Origin of the sequence: Halomonas sp. MS1 (assembly GCF_024182575.1) — a bacterium.
Taxonomy (GTDB): domain Bacteria; phylum Pseudomonadota; class Gammaproteobacteria; order Pseudomonadales; family Halomonadaceae; genus Vreelandella.
The window spans coordinates 1,726,038-1,744,793 of sequence record NZ_CP098926.1 but is presented as its reverse complement, the minus strand read 5'-3'; the positions used below and the strand labels follow the sequence as shown (position 1 = coordinate 1,744,793).

Genomic DNA, 18,756 nt, shown 5'->3' with positions numbered 1-18,756 from the left:
CCCCCCCTGGAAAATGACAGCGATATACCTGCCCCTCCCCAAGGACGACAAGAGAGCAGAAAAGACCAAGCAACATAGGACGGCCCTGTTTATATTGATTAACGTTTATATTGATCAACAACGCGGCCGGTTAATCGTTGCTAACCTGTTTAGGAGAAGGAAGCTGTGGATCAGGATAAAAGCTGCATTATTAGCCACTTCAGTCACTACTGCTCACTCACTGAAGCAGAAAAAGCGCTATTAACCGAATTGGAAGAGAGTCCTACCGATATCAAAGCAGGGTCGCTGCTGTGGGAAATTGACGCCCCGGCGAATGAGTTTTGCACCTTGCGCAGTGGCTGGGCTTACTCCTATCGACATTTAGAAAACGGTGATCGGCAAATTCTGGAAGTATTTTTGCCTGGCGATATTATCGGTTTGCGAGAGTTTGCGTTTTCCAAGCGGCTGGAAAACGTGCGCATGATTACTGACGGTGTGGTCTGCCATTTCCCTCATAAGCGCATGCTAGAGCTATTTCGTCAGTCACTAACGCTGACCTCGGTGATGTTTGCCATTGGCAGTCGCCACCAGGCCCTACTCACGGAACGGCTGGTCAACTTAGCGCGGCGTAGTGCCAGGCAAAAAATGGCCCACTTTCTCCATGAAATGTACCTACGCTTACGCCAAACTAATCATGACATCAGCGAACAGTTCCGCTTGCCACTTTCTCAAGAACAGTTAGCCGATATTCTAGGTTTAAGCCCGGTTCATGTGAGCCGCACGTTTAGCGCATTGAGTGAAGATGGCTTGGTGTTCCGTGACCGCCATAACGTCACTATTCCCGATTTAAAGGCGCTGGCTACCGAGGGAGAATTCGACGACTGCTATTTAACCGATAACGTCAGGCCGCTGCTTATTAGTGCCTGAGCCTTAGCGTCTGAATCAACGGCAGGTTTTTTGCTCTTAAAACTTTTTGTTCTCAAAACAAGCAACGCCGCGTGGCTCTCTAGGCCACGCGGCGTTGTTCGTTAGCGTTCTAGTGGGTTTGTCTGGCTTAGCCGCACTTAGACCAGCCGCAGCCTGCATAGCAGGTTGGGCAGCCATCCATCATAATAAGCTCACCGCGACACTCAGGACAGTTACCCACAACTGCCGGGCCACTGCCTTCAGGCTTTTTTACGACGTTTTCTTGCTCAGCGGCACCGCCAATCGGCTCCACGGCGCCAACCGCTGGGCTGGTCTCTGGCTCATCGGCCGGTGGTTGCCAAGCATGGCCATGCTGCATGCGGTGCGCATAACGCTCTACCAACATTTCTACCGGTACTTGGTTACCATCCTGGTCCAAGAACCCGCGCCGATAAAGAATCTGCTGGATCGACCAGGCAATCGCCGCCACTTCGGAATCGTGAAACATTGGCTTGTTCCAACGGTTCATACCACAGCGCACCAACCCTTTATCCCACGCCACTTTGCGCAGGTCAGCCACTGCCTGGGTGACATATCCCCCGCGCGCAGCCAGGGAAAGACTACGCATCGTCGCCGTAATCCATTGATGCTCGCTGGAAAGCTGTCCTGATGGGAAAAAGAACTCAACCGGGCGCTCAATGACCACACGTCGGCCACCCACCACGCCTTCTACCGGCATAAAAGAGACCAGCAGGTAAACTTTTTTGCGGCCTTCCGCCCCCACGTAAGAGATCTTTTCGGATACCGCTTCTAACGTACCTTCTGGACGCGAGGGAATCCTGACCGTTAGCGGGTCTTCTTCCGGAAGTTCAGGGGCAGGCGCTGTTTGCTCCTGCTGCTTGATACGGTAACCAACGATTTTTGAGGTAATTTCTACAGCCATGGTGTTCTCCACTTAGCAAAGGGTGTCGGGCGATGTTCGTAGCAAGGCGTAGCCCGCCCTTACCATTTGCCGTAGGTGCCCTCTTTTAAGGCATCAAACAGGTTGGCGGCGTTATGCTCTTCACCGTCGTAGACCACCGTTTCATCGCCGGCCAGTTCTAAGGTCTCGCCATTTTCCAGCTCAAACACGTAGGTGGTGTTTTTTAAATCATCTTCACGTACCAGAACGCCCTGAAATGCTTCTGGGTTGAAGCGGAATGTCGTGCAGCCTTTAAGGCGGCTCTCATACGCCTGTAGGTAGAGATCCTGGAATTTCTCAAACGGGAACTCTGTCGGCACGTTAACTGTTTTAGAGATTGCCGAGTCGATCCACTGCTGAGCGGCCGCCTGCACGGCCACATGCTGCTCAGGCGACACGGAGTCTGCGGTAATAAAGTAGTCGGGTAAATCGCTTTCCACCGCATCGGCGGTAATAAAGTGACGATAAGCGGCTAACTCGAACGAGACAACCTCAACCTGCTCTTTGGTTTTCTTACCCGATTGAATGATATTGCGGAAATAACGGTGCGAGAACGAGGGTTCAATGCCGTTAGAGGCATTATTACCCATCGATAGCGAAATCGTACCAGTGGGCGCAATAGAGCTGTGGTGGGTGAACCGTGCACCATGTTCCGCCAACTGTGTGACCAACTCAGGATCGAGCTCAGCCACTTTCGCCATATACTGGCTATAGCGGGCATGCAGAATACGTCCTGGTACTTTATCACCCACCTCATAACCATCGGCGGCGAGCTGGGGGCGCTCACGCATCATCTTCGGTGTAATCGTGTGCTCTTGCTCAAGCACAGGCGCCATGCCTTTCTCTTTAGACAGCTCTAGCGCTTGCTTCCAGCCTTCCAGCGCGAGGTGGCGGCTAACTTCTTCGGTAAAGGCCAGCGACGCTTGAGAGCCATAGGGTATTTTAAGCATGGTCATCGTTGAACCAAGCCCCAAAAAGCCCATGCCGTGGCGGCGCTTGGCTTCAATCTCACGCTGTTGCTGCGGCAGTGGCAAGCCAGCAATTTCCACGACGTTATCGAGCATGCGAGTGAAGATCGCTACCACCTTGCGATAGCGTTCCCAATCAAAGCGTGGCTTGTCACTAAACGGCTCAATCACAAACTTGGTCAAGTTGACCGATCCCAGCAGACAAGCGCCTTCTGGCGGCAGCGGCTGCTCGCCACACGGGTTGGTCGCGCGGATATCTTCGCAGAACCAGTTGTTGTTCATGCGATTGACTTGATCAATCAGAATAAACCCAGGTTCAGCGTAGTCATAGGTCGAGGACATAATGGTGTCCCACAGCTCGCGCGCTTTAATGACTTCAACGACACGGCAAGCCACGCGGCCTTCATCATCGACCGTATAGCCCTCTTCAATGACGGGCCAGTCGCGATATATCAAATCGCCCGCTTTTACATCGTCTTTTTCACCAGGGTGCAATGGAAACGCCAGCGGCCAGTCGGCGTTGTGCTTCACTGCTTCCATAAATTCGTCGGTAATCAACAGGCTAAGGTTAAACTGGCGCAGACGACCGGCTTCTCGCTTAGCTTGGATAAACTCACGAACATCAGGGTGGCCAACATCGAAGGTACCCATCTGAGCACCTCGACGACCACCTGCGGATGCCACGGTGAAACACATCTTGTCGTAGATATCCATAAACGCCAGCGGCCCGTTGGTGCCAGCCCCCGCGCCAAACACAAACGCTCCCTTATGGCGCAGCGTCGAAAAGTCGTAGCCAATACCGGCGCCAGACTTCAACGTCATGCCAGCATCAACGACGGAGTCGAGAATATCGCGCATAGAGTCGCGAATAGTGCGCGAAACCGTGCAGTTAATCAGGCTGACCGCAGGTTTGTAGGCTTCAGCGCCCGCATTGGAAAGGATTCGTCCGGCAGGAATAGCGCCGTTTTCTAACGCCCAGCGGAATTTTGGCAGCCACTCGTTAGCATTGTCACCTTCAACCGCCGCTAACGCTCGCGCGACACGCTCAAAGGTAGCACCCACATCCTGATCAACAGGTTGGCTATGGCGATCTTTTAACCGATATTTAGCATCCCAGATATCTTTTGAGGGAACCTGTAGTGGGACGTCATTCGAAGTCTTCATAGCCTTTGCTGCGGTGCTCATGTCGCGAAACTCCTTCACAACGGGGTGAAATTAGCGCTCAAAACGGTGCGATTATACGTTCTGCGACTATGAAGTATAGACTTGACTTTACACTATATGCGGCATTTTTCTTGTTAAAGACTACTACATATAGAAAAATCAGCGCGTTACCTTTTGCTTATCTTCAACAAACGATAGGCTAATGTTTTTCTTGTGCGATGCCACCCTTATGCCTATTTTAAAGCCTTTTGCGTTAGCGACCTTCAGCGCCCTACTTTCCAGCACTGCGCTGCCTAGCATGGCAGCAACGTTCAATATTGATGCCGTACAGCCCCACGATCATTGGCAGTCAATGGCGTTAACGTTAGGCAGTGAGCGGCACTTTCGCGCCGTGGAAACTCATAGCTATTCGGATGCCACCTTGAGTTTGAACGCAACCCAAGGTGTTTGCGACTTACCATGGCTGGAAATGCGGGTCACGCTGGCTGAACAGCAAGGTGAAAGTCGCGCGGTTAACTTAGTGCCTACCAGGATCCGGGTGGATGATACGCCTATCATTGATACCATGGCCGAGTTTATTACCGAGCGTGGCGATGATGGGTTTTATGCGCACTTCTACCTAAGCGACCTGCAAACATTAATGGCGCAAATGAGCCAGGGAGAGCAGCTGTTTATTGGTTTCGATCAACAGGATAGCGACCCTTGGTATATGACCTTTAGTCTTGACGGTGCTGATGATGCCATAGCGAGAATACAGCGCTTATGCGACCGCGCCGATGACCAATGATAGCGCGTGTCACTGCACGCTTTTTTCAGCGATTTCAACGCGGTTACGCCCATTATGTTTAGCTCGGTACATCGCAGCATCGGCCCGGGCGATGATAGTCTTGCAGCTATCATCGGGCTGCCATACTGCGACACCGATGCTGACCGTTATCGGTTGGCCCAAGCCCTTCACCTGCAGTGTTGCCACTAGCCCACGTAATCGTTCAGCAAGCCCTTCGGCGGCTTCCATACTGGAGTGGGTCGCCAATACCACAAACTCTTCCCCTCCCCAGCGCCCCAAATGATCACAGCCCCGCAGTGAACTTTCCACCATGCGTGCTAGCGAAATCAGCACATCATCGCCCACGCTATGGCCGAGGGTGTCATTGATCTGTTTAAAATGGTCGACGTCAAATAACAACAGTGCGAAAGCCGCCCCATAGCGTTTTGCTGCGACCAGCTCTGCATCAATAGCCTGCTCGATGCGGTAGCGGTTCCACACCTGAGTGAGCGGGTCAAAATGTGCCAACTGCTCTAACCGCTGATTCGCTTCTGCCAGCGCTTTACGCTCGCGCTCCAGATGCATATTGAGCGTGCTGATCTCATAAGCAGAAATGGCCAGCGTTAAATCTTCTCCTAAATCTATCGCGGCTAGCCGCTCAACCCGTTGCCAGGCTTCGCTTTTTCCTGTGACCTCCTCGCACCACGCGTCAGAAGGCGACATCATCATAGGTGGCAGGGATGCTGAAGAGGGCTGCATCGCCCAGTAGAGCGTTTCCACTTGCTCAGGACGAAAAAACATCAGCCAGCCGCGCTGAGCAGGATCGGTAGGCAGCGGCACGGCGAGTACTCCACTCTGCTCTAGCATGTCTAAAGAGCATGTTAGCGGCTCCTTGGCTGTCTCTTGGGTACACCATGGCCCACTATGGATATGGGATTTTTCAATCCGCGTGACCAACTGGCCGATCGTTTCCGGCTTGGGCGTATTGCCTGATTGATAGATACTGCCTTTCACCCATAACGCAACGCCATTGGCACGAAAGAGCGACTTCCATGTCTCGGCATGCTCCGCAAACAGCTGATAAGGCCCCTGAGGCTTTAAGCGATTATTACTTGAAAGCACCAGGCTATCTTGTACGCGCTGCAAATAGCGCGCCTCTTGGCGAGCTCTCAGCAGTAACAGCCGCTGCGTAGCCATTTGCACCAAGGTGCGTACCGCATCTCGTACGGGCGGCGCTACGGGGTAAGGCGCTGCCGAGTGGCAGAATAGCAGCCCCCAAAGGCCGGTATCTCCCTGCATGGCCACGCTTAATGCGCCGCGCACGCCAAGTCGCTGTAAGTACTGTTGACGCTCAGGGGCCGGAGCACGCAAGAAGCTGTCACTTACATCTACCACCACGCTCGCTGGCAGTAAGTGCTCGTAGGGTGCTGCGACATCTTGGATCAGCCGCACCGGATGGCGCTCATAGGCGCGCCGTAGTGCAATGGGGAAGTCTTTGGCGGGAAAGCGTTGCCCTAACAAGGCAGGCAAACGAACCGCCGCTAATTCGACACTCGACTGAGCGCGCCCTTTAGCTAACGACTCGGCTACGATCAAACCATGCCAGTCACTATCGAAATGGCATACAGACACCCGGTCATGCCCGGTTAATTCTTGTACCGACATCACTAGGTAATCAAGTAGCTCTTCTTGATGGGTCGCTTCCGCTAAGCGCATCAGGCGTTCGTTCACCGTGCCAAGCAGACGCTGCTTACCGAGGGAATGAAGGGGTTCTATCTCAACTAACACATGCGCACCGGCACGGTAAGCATGTAACTGGAAACGGTTTGATCGAGCGGGACACTTAAAGGTGAGAGGCCCCGGCAAACGCTGCTGACCTTGTAGCTCATAGCGTACGCGCTGGCTTAAGCGCTTGCCTAGAACGCTGGAGAGCGTTGCGAGACGCCCTTCAGGAAGGCTTACTCTCAGCAATTCAACAAAGTTGCTACTAAATGCCTGTATGCGCCGACAGTCAGCATCGAGCACCAGTAATGCACCGAACGACTGTAGTAGCGAGTGATGCTTCGACACAGAGATGGCCTCAAGAAATCTCTTTACCCCTCAGTCTGCTGCCTTAGCAACAGTTCAACGCGCCGGTTGGCGGATCTACCTTCCGGCGTTGCGTTACTTTCCATGGGTTGGGTATCGGCGTAACCGACTGCCCGCATACGTGAAATAGCAACTCCCTGGCGCTCAAGATACTGGACCACCGCAATGGCGCGCCCTACCGAGAGATCCCAATTTGAGGGGAAGCGAGAGGTAGCAATGGGAACATTATCCGTATGCCCTTCTACTGAAATTTGCCCCTCAAAGGATGCTAACACTGCCAGAAGGCTTTCTAACACATCTTGCCCCTGGGGCGTTAGTACGGCATCACCGCTAGGGAAAAGCAAGCTGTCGTCGATGCGCAGCGTAACACCTTCTTCACCTTGAGAGACACTAACCCCGGGGATATTAAGCTCAGTCATTCGCGGCTTGAGCCCGCTGTGCCGGGGATGGATACCGGTTGCTAAGCTGGCCAACGGCAGCGAGGTGATAGCACTTACAGAATGCACTCTATCGCGGTCAAAGGCTTCCCCTCCCCCGGCGGCGTCAACGCAAGCAGTAAGACAAACAGCGTGATTAACAGCGTTAATACGTCTAAATAGCTCGTTAGCCACCCTTCATCGCCCTCCCCCGGCACAGTGGGCAATTCCAACGCGTGCCGTGAATCACGATCTAGCATGGCGCTACCCTTTTGCCGCAGAACTAACCGTTGGCCGCGGTTTTACAGCGGCATCGCGGATCTCGTCATGATAGTTAGCAACGAAGGAATTGAGCGTTTCTTCAATAAAAGAAGGCAGCCGCCGTTTGGTAATTAACGAAATGCCTTCCAGCACCATGTTCATGGTGATAAGGCGTTCTTCCGTGCGCCGCTCCAGCTTGACGGCAATCGGTTTGAACACCAAGTTGGCGAGCAGAATACCGTAGAACGTTGTCAGCAGAGCCACCGCCATGCGCGGGCCAATAACGTCAAGATCGCCTGCATCCATCACTTCCAGCATATTGACCAAGCCCACCAAAGTACCGATCATGCCAAACGCGGGCGCGTAGGTGGCCATGGTACGAAATATCTGCGCCTCAGCATGCTCCCGTGCTTTTAATCGTGCGATGCGCCAGCGCAGCATATCGAAAATTTCGTCCTCTTTCGTGTTAGCAATCACCAGTTGAATCCCGGTGCGCAAAAAGGGGTTACGAGTGTGCTCTAGCTCCTTCTCAACCGCCCTGACATCGCCTTTAAACCACAAGCGCGCCATGGAAACCAGTTCGTTGATATCATCACGCACATAGGTATTTTCACGCCGAAACACCAATCCCACCAGGCGCACCACGCGTAGCACTTCTTTCAGCGGATAACTAATGAAGGTAGCCGCCAAGGTGCCCGTTACCACAATGGCTAGCCCCGGCAAGTTAATAAAGCTTTCTGGCGACTCTGCAGTAAAAAACAGCACGCTTACCAGCAACAGCATGCTGGCAAAAATACCGATCAGCGTAGATGGGTTCATCAACGGCTCCTCGCCGGTTAGTCGTGATTAATAGTGGCGTTAGGTGGTGTCATATAAGCGAGCGCGAAGCCTGCTAATCGCTTGGCTGTGAAGCTGGGAGACTCGGGATTCGGTCACACCCAGCACCGCCCCGACTTCTTTAAGGTTCAGCTCTTCTTGGTAATACAACGCCATCAGTAGCTTTTCACGCTCAGGTAAGGCGTCAATCGCGTCAATTAACGACTGGCGTTGCTGTTTATCTAACAACTGATCGAAGGGCAGGTTAGTGGCTTCCTCCGTTGCGGACTCGGCCCCTTCGGCCACCAGTTCTTCGAAGGGCAGCAACTGGCCACTGTTCGTATCATTGAGCAATTGCTGATACTCACTAAGCGGCATATCCAGGTCACGCGCGATCTCACCCTCTTCCGGCGGGCGCCCTAACTGCTGTTCAAGGCGACGCACCGCATCATCCACGGCTCTGGCAGAGCGGCGTACACTACGCGGCAACCAGTCACGTGTGCGCAGCTCATCCATCATGGCACCGCGAATACGCTGACTTGCAAACGTGGCGAACGTTGCTCCCTGGGTCGCATCAAAACGCCCTAGCGCTTCTAATAAGCCCACCATGCCAGCTTGAATAAGATCATCCAACTCAATACTTGCGGGTAGTCTTACCTGCAGCGTTAAGGCCTGACGTCTTACCAGTGGCATGTATTGGGTTAACAGCTCGCTCTGTTTAATCCTGCCTTGTGCTGTATACATCCTCGTGCCTCACGGCTGAACTCTGTTCACTGGTAATTCACAATCACTTGCAGTTCCTGCACCCGTACCGGGCGCTGGCCCGGCGTCAACGCAAAACGAAAGTGCAGCGGCCCACTGACCTGTTTTCCGGCTAACGCAGTGGTTGAACCTCGCATAGCAGTTAAAGGAACACACTGCTCAGGGTGGCATAGCCACGCATTAACCGGCGCATTAACCGGCATTTGAAAACGCCAATGAATACGCTCTATCGCAGCATGCTCTACCTGCGCCCCTGCTGGCGGCTGAATGGGCTGGCTGCTGACAGCTCGGTCACTCATCGCGACCAGTACGCTGGGCACCTCACTACTCCAACTGCCCGTCGCGGCATAAGCACTCATGGTGATGACGCTTAGCGCCACCATCAACACCCTTTTGAGCAGCCTGTCAGCTTTGCAGGTATCGACCTTGAAGTCAGCGAGCATCGACATTGTTATTCCTTATCGGGGCGCTTGATAGCCGCTGTTAAAGCACGGCTACATAGCGTCAGGCTAGCTGTCATCGCGCCAGCAGTAAAAGCTCTATATCCAAGTAATAGCTGGCTGCTTCGCGCAGGTTATCGAGTAGACCTCGGCGCGGCAAATCTGGCTCGTGCAGCGCTAACAGCTGCCTAGGGCCACCGTTTTCCTGCATTTGCCGCAACGAGCGGTACATCTGGGCGAAAGCATCGGCATCGCTATTAATCCATAGTGCCCAACGCGGAAAGCGCGCTTTCAGTTGGCTAAGATTAGCGGCATCCGCATTGACGATGTGAATATCCCAATCATCCGGGTCGCCAGCCCAACGTCGCCCCAGCACTGACCATTGGGCTAGGCGCCCTTTTACTCTTGCCACCTGCTGATCGCCACCGTTAGGCATACCGATCACGATAAGCGGCTTCTGCGGCACCGAGGGCGATGCGCTGGTTTGCGCTTGGGCAGCAGTTGGCGGCACCGTTAAAGAATCGGTCATAGCGGTCAGTGGTTCAGCCGCAAGTTCGTCTCCCGTGGGATCACTCTCAACTGACTCTGCTTGGCGCTGCTGGCGCTGTAAATCTGCCCACTTGCGCAGGCCCGCTGCCTGATCCGGGGCGCTCATGCCAGCCCCTCACGGCTAACGCTGCTGAGTTGGCGAATGGCGTCACGGGCCATAAACGCGTGAACAAGCGCATCTAGCATCGCTGTGTCGCGCCGCTTACGCGTGGTGCCCAACAACCTTAACAAATCGGAGCGCAGTGCTATCGCAGCGTCATCATTGGCGATATCTAAGTGTCCCGCTGCAGCAGCGACACCGCTGGCCATCAATAAGCGAACCTCCGAGCTTACTTCGCCATCATCCGCATCTTTCAACTGCTGCCAAGCGCGCTTGGTTAGGCTAGACACCCCTTCGCTTTGCAACTGGATAACTAGAAGCGAACGCACATCCGCACCTAATCGGGCAGGCGTTAACCAGTAGCGACGCGCGATGCGTTTGCCATTTTCTGGATCGCGAACTTCACCAACCCATGCCAACAGCGGAGTACCAGCGGCGTCCTCGACAGCAATATGGGTGTGCCATAGCTGCACCGTTTGACCACGAAAACGTAGATCAGTGTGATGTGTGAGCGGGCTATCTGTGAACAGCTGACGCTGGGCATAACGCTTGCCCTGACAGTATACCCGTTGAGTGGCAGCTACTTGCGTGATCCAGGTCAAGTGTTGGGCTTCTAGCCACGCTAACGTGGCGGGGTCGGGAAACACGGGGAGCAGATGTACGGCGGCCCCCATCGTTTCGCCCTGGTGCAGCAGCCGTGATTGCCAGCCTGCGGGCTGACGGTGCTGTAGGCTGGTTAGCGCTAGCCAACCGCCATCGGCGTCTAATCCAAGATCGGGCATCGACCAGTCACAGCCCCGCTCATTACGGCGGGGAGACCATGCCATGCCCAGTCCCTTATCCGCGCAGGGCTCGCTAGCCAGTAGTGCATCCAAGCGTTTATCTTGCAGCACGCCCGGTAAGGAGGCGATATCCCATACCGACTCTAGCGCTGAAAACCCAACAATCCTTTCACGCAGCCGCGTCAGCACAGAGCTGAGGCGGCGCCCTTGCCCCAGCACGTCCCGCGACCAGCGCGGCAGACTCACCGAGTGAGGCTGCGCAGCGGAGGGCGAAGATCGCTCTTCACGCCCCCTCCCCAATGGGGTATTAAGCGCTTGATCGATCAGCGCAGCAGGGTCCGCAACCGCCATATCTTCTGGAACACGTTGCCCGTACGAACCAAACAACACGCGCAAGCCATGGCGTATGACAATATCTAGCACGGGGGCTAACCGGCCAGCTTCGTCCTGCTTGGTAATAATGCAATCATCTAACTCAGCGCCAGCCGCCCGTGCGGCTTGGCGATAGCGCAACACGACCTCTTCTAATGTTTCAGGCTGGCTAGCTGCATTCAACAGCAGCACTAAGCGCACGGACGCTTGCCCACCCTGCAAATGGGCAATTTGCTCAATCACACGCTGGTCACGCTGGCTCATACCGACGGTGTCGATAATCACCCACTGTTTACCTTGCAGTCGTCCGACCAGCTCATCAATCGGCTGCTCGGCGTCTAAGGCATACATGGGGGTATCCAGCAGGCGGGCGTAAATTCGTAGCTGCTCGTGGGCACCAATACGAAAGCTATCGGTGGTGACAAGGGCCACAGGTCGCGTACCGTGGCGCATCACGAAACGAGCTGCTAGCTTCGCAGTGGTGGTGGTTTTCCCCACCCCCGTAGGCCCCACCAGCGCGACAATTCCCGCTTGATCGAAAAAACCGGTTTCTTCTTTCAGTACCGGTAACCGCGCCATTAGCTGCCCACGAAGCCACTCGATTGCAAGCGCGCTATCGGCATCCGGCTGAGCCAATGACGTCGGCAGCGCCGCCAGCACCTCGTCGCTTAGCTCCTCGCTGAAACCAACGCTAAGCAGCTGTTGGCGCAAACGAAAGATTGGGTCGTCAGTGGTGGCAGAGACGGGCACATCGGCAGCTGGCTGCCGCTGGGCAAGCAGCTCCCGCATTTCCTGCATCTCGCGCAGCAAGCGTTCACTCATTGCCTGCAGCGGATCGGAATCTTGCGCTGAAAAGGCGATTTGGGGAGCTGGGGTAGGTGGAGGTGGCGACGTAGGGGAAGGTTCAAAATGATCGACCGCTTCATCCGCCATTGCCAATATTTCAACCCCATCCTCGGTACGGCGATTGGCGACAATTAAAGCGTCATCACCTAATGTTTCGCGCACTTGGCGCATCACATCGCGGCTGTTTGCTCCAACAAATCGTCTCACGCTCATGCTTTACCTGCGCCTCTTTGTGATGGTTTGGTAACGAGTGTTCTGCGTCAATCTCACGCCCGTCCTCCTACTACCGTAGTGACTCGTAACGTACGGTCATCCGGTATTTCTGCTTGAGACATCACCACCAAATGACGCACACGCCGACGTAAGAAACGCGATAGCACAGCACGCAGCGAGTGCTGTACGACCAGCACCGGTGCTTCACCGCTACCTTCATGACGCTCCAGGGCCTCTTGTGCCTGTGTCATGAGCGTATCAGCCAGCCCTGGCTCCATCGCACCGTTACCATTCATGGCCTGCATAAGCACTTGCTCTAACTGGGCATCAAGCCCCATCACGTTGAGCGTTTCCTGGCCGGCAAACCACTGCTGGGTAATCGCTCGACCCAAGGCAACACGCACCAGTGCGGTCAGCTCATTAGCATCTTTTTGCTGCCCAGCATGCTCTGCCAGCGTATCCAGCACCGTGCGCATATCGCGTATCGAAACATCTTCATCAAGCAGATTCTGCAGAATACGCTGCAGTACGGTGAGTGAAATGGCTTTCGGCACCACCTCTTCGACTAGCGACTTTTGATCCTCACCCAGCTTATCGAGCAGCTTTTGCACTTCTTGCCGTCCCAGCATTTCTGGCGAGTGGCGATGCAGCAGGTGATTTAAGTGGGTAGCAATGACCGTGCTGGCATCCACCACGGTATAGCCGTACACCTGGGCGTGTTCACGCTGATTGGCATCGATCCAGATGGCGGGCAAACCAAAGGCCGGGTCTTGGGTGGGCGTCCCCTGTAATTCGCCTGATACCTGACCTGGGTCGATTGCCAACCATTTGCCCGGCTGTGCATCCGCACGGCCAATTTCCGCCCCCTTCATAGAGAGTACGTAGGTATTCGGCGGCAGCTCCAGGTTATCGCGTATATGCACCACGGGCGGTAAGAATCCAACCTCTTGGGCAAACTTCTTACGCACACTTTTGATCCTAGCCAGCAGCTCCCCTTTCTGGCGGGAGTCCACTAGGGGAATAAGCCGATGCCCCACCTCAAGCCCCAACGTATCAACCAGTTGCACATCTTCCCAACTGGCTTCCGGTGACTCTTGTTGGGGCAGTGGCACGGCTGAGATTTCCTCTTTTACCAACGCCTGCTCTTTTTGACGAATCAAATACCACGCTAAACCCGCCAGTAGGGCTGTAAAAATCAGAAATACCAGGTTTGGCATCCCAGGCACCATGCCCAGCAGCCCCATCACCATCGCAGAGAGGATCATGACCTGAGGATTAATAAATAGCTGGCTGATCATTTGCTGACCAACATCTTGGTCAGTATTGACGCGTGATACGGTGACACCGGCGGCGGTTGAAATCACCAGCGCAGGGATCTGGGCCACCAGACCATCGCCGATGGTTAGCAACGTATAGGTACGGGCGGCATCTGCAAAGCCCATATCGTGCTGCATCATGCCGATCAATAACCCACCGATAATATTGACCACCATGATGACCAAGCCAGCCATGGCATCACCACGCACAAACTTGCTCGCACCATCCATAGAGCCATAAAAATCTGCTTCCTGGGCGACTTCAGCCCGCCGCTTTTTAGCGTCCTCTTCACCAATCAGGCCTGCGTTCAGGTCCGCATCAATCGCCATCTGTTTGCCAGGCATGGCATCCAGCATAAAGCGAGCGCCCACTTCGGCAATACGCCCAGCCCCCTTGGTAATAACCATGAAGTTGATGATCACCAGGATCAAAAAGACCACCAGACCAACGGCAAAATTACCGCCGACCAGGAAGGTACCAAACGCTTCGATGACTTTACCGGCCGCATCCCCGCCTTGGTGGCCTTCCATCAGTACAACACGGGTCGAGGCCACATTGAGCGATAGCCGTAATAGCGTGGTAAATAACAGCACCGCAGGGAAAGCGGCAAAATCGAGTGGCTTTTCCGCAAACATGCTGACCAGCAGCACCATGATGGCCAGTGCGATATTGAACGTGAACAGCAAATCGAGCGCGAAGGGCGGCAAGGGCAGAATCATCATGCCCAAGATCATCAGAATCAGCAGCGGCCCTGCGAGCAGCTTCATGCGCACATCGCCCATCCAATCGCGCTGATTGATCAATTGGGTTAAGCCTTTCATGATTGCGCCTCACTGCCACCGGCATCTCGATTGGAACGTTCCATTTCGGGAGGGACCGATAAATTGTCTGGGGTTGGGGGCACCTCGCCTCCTTGTTGTGCGACCTGCTTCAGGCGGTAAGCCCAGGCCATCACTTCAGCCACTGCGGTATACAGTTCCGCAGGTACTTCAGCATCTAAATCCACGTGATGATACAGAGCGCGCGCCAAGGGAGCGGCCTCCAATCGCGGCACACCGGCTTCCAAGCCTATTTCGCGGATACGTGCGGCCACTACATCGGCCCCTTTGGCCACTAGCCTTGGGGCGCCCATGCTACCTTCCTTATACGCCAGGGCCACCGCATAGTGGGTTGGGTTGGTGATAATAACGTCGGCATCAGGCACTTTACTCATCATCCGCCCTCTGGCCATTGCTTGCTGCTGCTGGCGAATACGCCCCTTGACGTGGGGGTCGCCTTCCGACTCTTTATGCTCTCGCTTAACCTCTTCCTTGCTCATACGCAGCTTTTTCGCATTACTCCAAAGCTGAAAAGGCACATCAATTAAGATAACCACCACTAGCGATAAAACGATCAGGCCAGCGGCCAGCGCCGACATATTCAATGCGCTTGCCAATGCTTGCTGAATGGGCTGGTTCATTAGCCCCATAAACTTGCCAAGGTTGGCGTACAGAAACGCCGATGCAATGCCGCCGACCAGGATTGATTTGGCAATCGCTTTGGTTAATTCAATCAATGCCTGCGACGAAAAAATACGCTGTAACCCTTTCACCGGGTTTAGCTTCGACAGTTTGGGCTGCATTGATTTTGCCGAGACTAACCACCCCCCAAGTAATGCGGGTGCGACCAGGGCGATCACCGTCAACAGCAAGAACAGCGGCAACATTGCAAATAGTGTGCGCTGCCCCAGATCCAGCGCATTGACCAGCATCGGGGTACTTTCCATGGCATGACGACGCTCAAATAAGAAGGCCTGCTCCATCACCATGCCCAACTGGTCATAGAGCATTTGCCCCATGCTCCACAGCCCCATCACACCGCCCAATAGCAGCAAAAAGGTCGCCAGTTCTCGAGACCGGGGTACTTGGCCTTCTTCCCGGGCTTTGTCTAAGCGTCGGGGTGTGGCCTCTTCCGTCTTTTCCTGATCGCTGTCGTTATCTGCCATGCGGCCATCCGGCGGTATCTTGCGTGGCTTATCATAAATTCAGCCGCCCCGAGGGACGGCTGAACAAATGCCTATAGTGCCAGATACTGCCTTTCACAATGTCTTAATAACAACGCATTAAAAGCCTAATTCGTCCAATAAGTCGTCTACCTGATCCTGACCAGTAACGATGTCAGGCGCATTGTCCTTCACCTGAGGACCATTCAGCAGCTCTTCATTACGACGTGCGTTGTCATTTTTCCATTGGTCTTCTGCCTTACGCTGCATCGACTCACGGACATGAGCACCCGGCACGTTATCGATCAGCACCTGCACCAACTGATGCTCAATTTCTCGGATGACATCCATCATCTTTTTGATAACTTGGCCGGTAAGATCTTGAAAATCCTGGGCCATCATAATGTCGAGCAGCTCTTTATTTGTCGCTGCAGCGATGGTTGGCACATCACTTAGATAGGTGCGTGTCTCTTTTACCAAGGCTTTGGCATCATCCAACTCTTGGGGCGCTTCAAACCACTCTGCCCAGCGCTTATCGAGCGCTTCAGCACGGTCAGAGAGTTGGTCTTGCAATGGCTGAGCGCGATCAATGGCGTTTAATGCACGTTCAGCCGCCTGCTCAGTCATGGTAGCGACGTAATGCAACCGGTCACGCGCGTCAGGAATTGCTTCCGCTGCTTTCTCGATCTCTTTGTCCAGACCCAGCTCTCGCATGTTATCGCGTAACATGCGGGTAAGTTTGCCGATGCGAAAGATCAGGTCTTCAGCGGCTTCCTCAGATAGCTGGGTAGCGCTATCCTGCTCATGCTGACTCATCGTGTTGTCTCCTCGTTAACCGAGCACTCAGGCGCAGCCGCTTCATTTACCCATCTTATCGAAGATTTTGTTTAGCTTTTCTTCGAGTGTGGCTGCTGTAAACGGCTTGACGACATAGCCGTTAGCGCCCGCTTGAGCGGCCGCGATGATGTTCTCTTTTTTGGCTTCCGCGGTCACCATCAATACGGGTAGCCCTTTCAGTGCTTCATCCTGGCGGATCTCTTTAAGCATTTCTAAGCCGTCCAGATTAGGCATATTCCAATCGGATACAACGAATTCGAAGTTACCCGCACGCAGCTTATTCAGCGCGTCCTGACCATCTTCTGCTTCATCAACATTGGTAAAACCCAGCTCTTTCAACAAGCTGCGAACGATCCGACGCATGGTGGGAAAATCGTCAACTACCAGAAAACTCATGTTCTTATCGGCCATTGGTCATCCTCTCAATCAAATTATTTCTTACATAACGATGCTTAAAAATCGTTCTTAAAACCGTCCTTAAAACGGCTCTTACAACAATCCTTAAAACCTAGAACGCTTCCCACTCGTCGTGGTGGCTAGGCTCTGGGATTCGGCGAGGGCTGGGCGCAGTGTCTGCCTGCGGCCTAGCCGCAGGCACGTTTACTTGGCTACTCGCTGGCAGTGCTTGACGCTGCACGCCCGCTTGGCTAGTTAACAAAGCAAAGACAGCCACCGCCTCTTCTAACTTGTTTGCTTGCTCTTCGAGCGACATAGCCGCCGCGGAGGCTTGCTGAACCAGCGCTGCATTCTGCTGGGTCACTTCATCCATCTGCCCTACCGCTTGGCTGACCTGCTCAATGCCATCGCTCTGTTCCTGAGACGCTGCAGAAATCTCATCCATAATATCGGTCACCCGACGGACAGCCGTCACCACATCGGACATGGTAGTGCCCGCTTGCTCTACCAGCGTAGAGCCTTGCTTGATTTGTGCAACGGAGGCATCAATCAGCGTTTTGATCTCTTTTGCCGCATCGGCACTGCGGCTAGCCAAGTTGCGCACCTCACCTGCCACAACGGCAAAACCACGCCCTTGCTCGCCAGCGCGTGCCGCTTCGACCGAGGCATTGAGCGCCAAAATATTGGTTTGAAAAGCGATAGAGTCGATCACACTGGTGATATCTGCCACTTTCTGGGAGCTGGTAGAAATACCGTGCATGGTCTGCACTACCTGCTCAACCACTTGGCCCCCCTGCTCGGCAGTAGTGGAGGCATCTGCTGCCAGCGTGCTTGCCTGGCGCGCATTGTCGGCATTTTGTTTAACCGTGGCCGTCATTTGTTCCATGCTGGCGGCCGTTTCTTCGATCGAGGCGGCCTGCTGTTCAGTGCGTGATGACAAATCCGCATTACCACTGGCTATCTCACGAGTGCCGTGATGAATTTCACTACTGCCTTCACGAACCCGCGTCACAATCGCCGTCAGGTTTTGCTGCATCGTGCCCATCGCTGAAAACAGACGCCCCACTTCATTTTTGCCTGATGCAGGAACGGGTTCCGTTAAGTCAGCCTGGGAAATTTTGTCTAGTCGCCTTACGGCGTCATTCAACGGCGCGATGACCGTACGGCGTAATGCTATATAGATGAGCACAGTCACCAATAGCGCAATTGCCACGGCAAGCGCATTGACTAACATAAACATATCGCCTTGCGCTTCAGCGTCGCCACGAATGCTATCTACCTGCTGAAAACCATGCTGCACAAAAGCAGTGGCGCTATTGGCTAAATTGCTCAATGGCTCAACCAGCTCGCCCCGAAGCCGATTAAAAGCATTGATGTCCATGGTTTCGAACGTCGCATGCTGCTGTTTGACCAAGGCCAGTACGTCGCGAAAGTCGTCTATCAATGCCTCGCCCAATGCGTCGTTTGTCGTCGCAGCGAAGCGTTCAAAACGCTCTTCGGAACGGGCAATTCGATCCAGAGCAATGTCGACCTGGGCATTGGATTGGCGCGTTTGACCGACCATTAAAAAGTTGGATGCCGTTTCCATAGCCAGCATCGCCTGATTGAGCAACGAGTCAGCGCGATTAATCTCATTGAGCTGACTATTACTGATGAGGCTATAGGTTGACAGGTTAGCCTGAGCATTACGGTCTGCCATAAAGCTGATACCAGCTAACACCACTATCAGCATGACAAAGCTAGCCAACGCGGTAATAACGGCAGAGTGAATACTGATATGACGCAGTGAGCGTGTCATTTTTGTCCCCTTTTTTTTTATTTATGCGCAATGGGGTG

General features: G+C 54.1%; 15 protein-coding genes and 1 pseudogene. 2 read left to right on the top strand and 14 right to left on the bottom strand.

All coding sequences use genetic code 11. The features are described from left to right. Positions 1 to 165 precede the first annotated feature (165 nt). The gene (locus NF683_RS07825) at positions 166 to 906 is read left to right on the top strand and encodes a Crp/Fnr family transcriptional regulator (protein ID WP_253921681.1); all 741 of its coding nucleotides are present in this window, start codon (positions 166 to 168) and stop codon (positions 904 to 906) included. A 127-nt stretch (positions 907 to 1,033) separates the two neighbouring features. On the opposite strand, the gene NF683_RS07820 is transcribed toward NF683_RS07825, so the two are convergent. Both NF683_RS07820 and NF683_RS07815 read right to left on the bottom strand, forming a co-directional pair. Beyond that, positions 1,034 to 1,828 carry a ribonucleoside-diphosphate reductase gene (locus NF683_RS07820; protein WP_089040043.1) on the bottom strand — a complete coding sequence of 265 codons (795 nt, stop codon included), beginning with the start codon at positions 1,826 to 1,828 and terminating at the stop codon, positions 1,034 to 1,036. A 59-nt stretch (positions 1,829 to 1,887) separates the two neighbouring features. Next, entirely contained in the window at positions 1,888 to 3,999 is a 2,112-nt protein-coding gene (locus NF683_RS07815; RefSeq protein ID WP_089040044.1) for an adenosylcobalamin-dependent ribonucleoside-diphosphate reductase, read from the bottom strand. Positions 4,000 to 4,180: 181 nt separating this feature from the next. On the opposite strand from NF683_RS07815, the gene NF683_RS07810 reads away from it, so the two are divergent. Then, on the top strand, positions 4,181 to 4,765 hold the full coding sequence (locus NF683_RS07810; protein ID WP_456362356.1) for a hypothetical protein: 585 nt from the start codon (positions 4,181 to 4,183) through the stop codon (positions 4,763 to 4,765). 9 nt (positions 4,766 to 4,774) lie between these two features. Here NF683_RS07810 and NF683_RS07805 read toward each other — a convergent pair whose 3' ends face one another. The 12 genes and pseudogenes from NF683_RS07805 to NF683_RS07750 all read right to left on the bottom strand — a co-directional run bounded on the left by NF683_RS07805 (position 4,775) and on the right by NF683_RS07750 (position 18,718). Continuing rightward, positions 4,775 to 6,814, bottom strand: coding sequence for a sensor domain-containing diguanylate cyclase (locus tag NF683_RS07805; protein WP_253921680.1), 2,040 nt, complete (start codon positions 6,812 to 6,814; stop codon positions 4,775 to 4,777). Between the two features lie 23 nt (positions 6,815 to 6,837). Beyond that, positions 6,838 to 7,508: pseudogene (locus NF683_RS07800) on the bottom strand (OmpA/MotB family protein). A 4-nt stretch (positions 7,509 to 7,512) separates the two neighbouring features. After that, positions 7,513 to 8,328: a motility protein A gene (locus NF683_RS07795; RefSeq protein ID WP_089040047.1), complete on the bottom strand. Its 816-nt coding sequence runs from the start codon at positions 8,326 to 8,328 to the stop codon at positions 7,513 to 7,515. Between the two features lie 39 nt (positions 8,329 to 8,367). Then, a complete protein-coding gene (locus NF683_RS07790) occupies positions 8,368 to 9,069 on the bottom strand; it encodes an RNA polymerase sigma factor FliA (protein ID WP_089040048.1) in 702 nt (233 codons plus the stop codon). A gap of 26 nt (positions 9,070 to 9,095) precedes the next feature. After that, positions 9,096 to 9,536, bottom strand: a complete 441-nt coding sequence (locus NF683_RS07785) for a flagellar protein FlhE (RefSeq protein ID WP_232471396.1) — start codon at positions 9,534 to 9,536, stop codon at positions 9,096 to 9,098. Between the two features lie 67 nt (positions 9,537 to 9,603). Next, positions 9,604 to 10,182 (bottom strand): hypothetical protein, encoded by a 579-nt coding sequence (locus NF683_RS07780; RefSeq protein ID WP_089040049.1) that lies wholly within the window; start codon positions 10,180 to 10,182, stop codon positions 9,604 to 9,606. Next, positions 10,179 to 12,389 (bottom strand): flagellar biosynthesis protein FlhF, encoded by a 2,211-nt coding sequence (gene flhF, locus NF683_RS07775; RefSeq protein WP_089040050.1) that lies wholly within the window; start codon positions 12,387 to 12,389, stop codon positions 10,179 to 10,181. The genes NF683_RS07780 and flhF overlap by 4 nt, the downstream gene beginning before the upstream one ends. A 53-nt stretch (positions 12,390 to 12,442) precedes the next feature. Further along, positions 12,443 to 14,527 carry a flagellar biosynthesis protein FlhA gene (gene flhA / locus NF683_RS07770; RefSeq protein WP_089040051.1) on the bottom strand — a complete coding sequence of 695 codons (2,085 nt, stop codon included), beginning with the start codon at positions 14,525 to 14,527 and terminating at the stop codon, positions 12,443 to 12,445. Further along, complete coding sequence (gene flhB, locus NF683_RS07765) at positions 14,524 to 15,690, bottom strand: flagellar biosynthesis protein FlhB (RefSeq protein ID WP_253921679.1); 1,167 nt, start codon at positions 15,688 to 15,690, stop codon at positions 14,524 to 14,526. The genes flhA and flhB overlap by 4 nt, the downstream gene beginning before the upstream one ends. 117 nt (positions 15,691 to 15,807) lie before the next feature. Next, positions 15,808 to 16,503, bottom strand: coding sequence for a protein phosphatase CheZ (cheZ, locus tag NF683_RS07760; RefSeq protein WP_038480231.1), 696 nt, complete (start codon positions 16,501 to 16,503; stop codon positions 15,808 to 15,810). A 42-nt stretch (positions 16,504 to 16,545) separates the two neighbouring features. After that, a complete protein-coding gene (gene cheY / locus NF683_RS07755; RefSeq protein ID WP_009097747.1) occupies positions 16,546 to 16,935 on the bottom strand; it encodes a chemotaxis response regulator CheY in 390 nt (129 codons plus the stop codon). Positions 16,936 to 17,032: 97 nt separating this feature from the next. Continuing rightward, positions 17,033 to 18,718: a methyl-accepting chemotaxis protein gene (locus NF683_RS07750; protein WP_089040053.1), complete on the bottom strand. Its 1,686-nt coding sequence runs from the start codon at positions 18,716 to 18,718 to the stop codon at positions 17,033 to 17,035. Positions 18,719 to 18,756 lie beyond the last annotated feature (38 nt).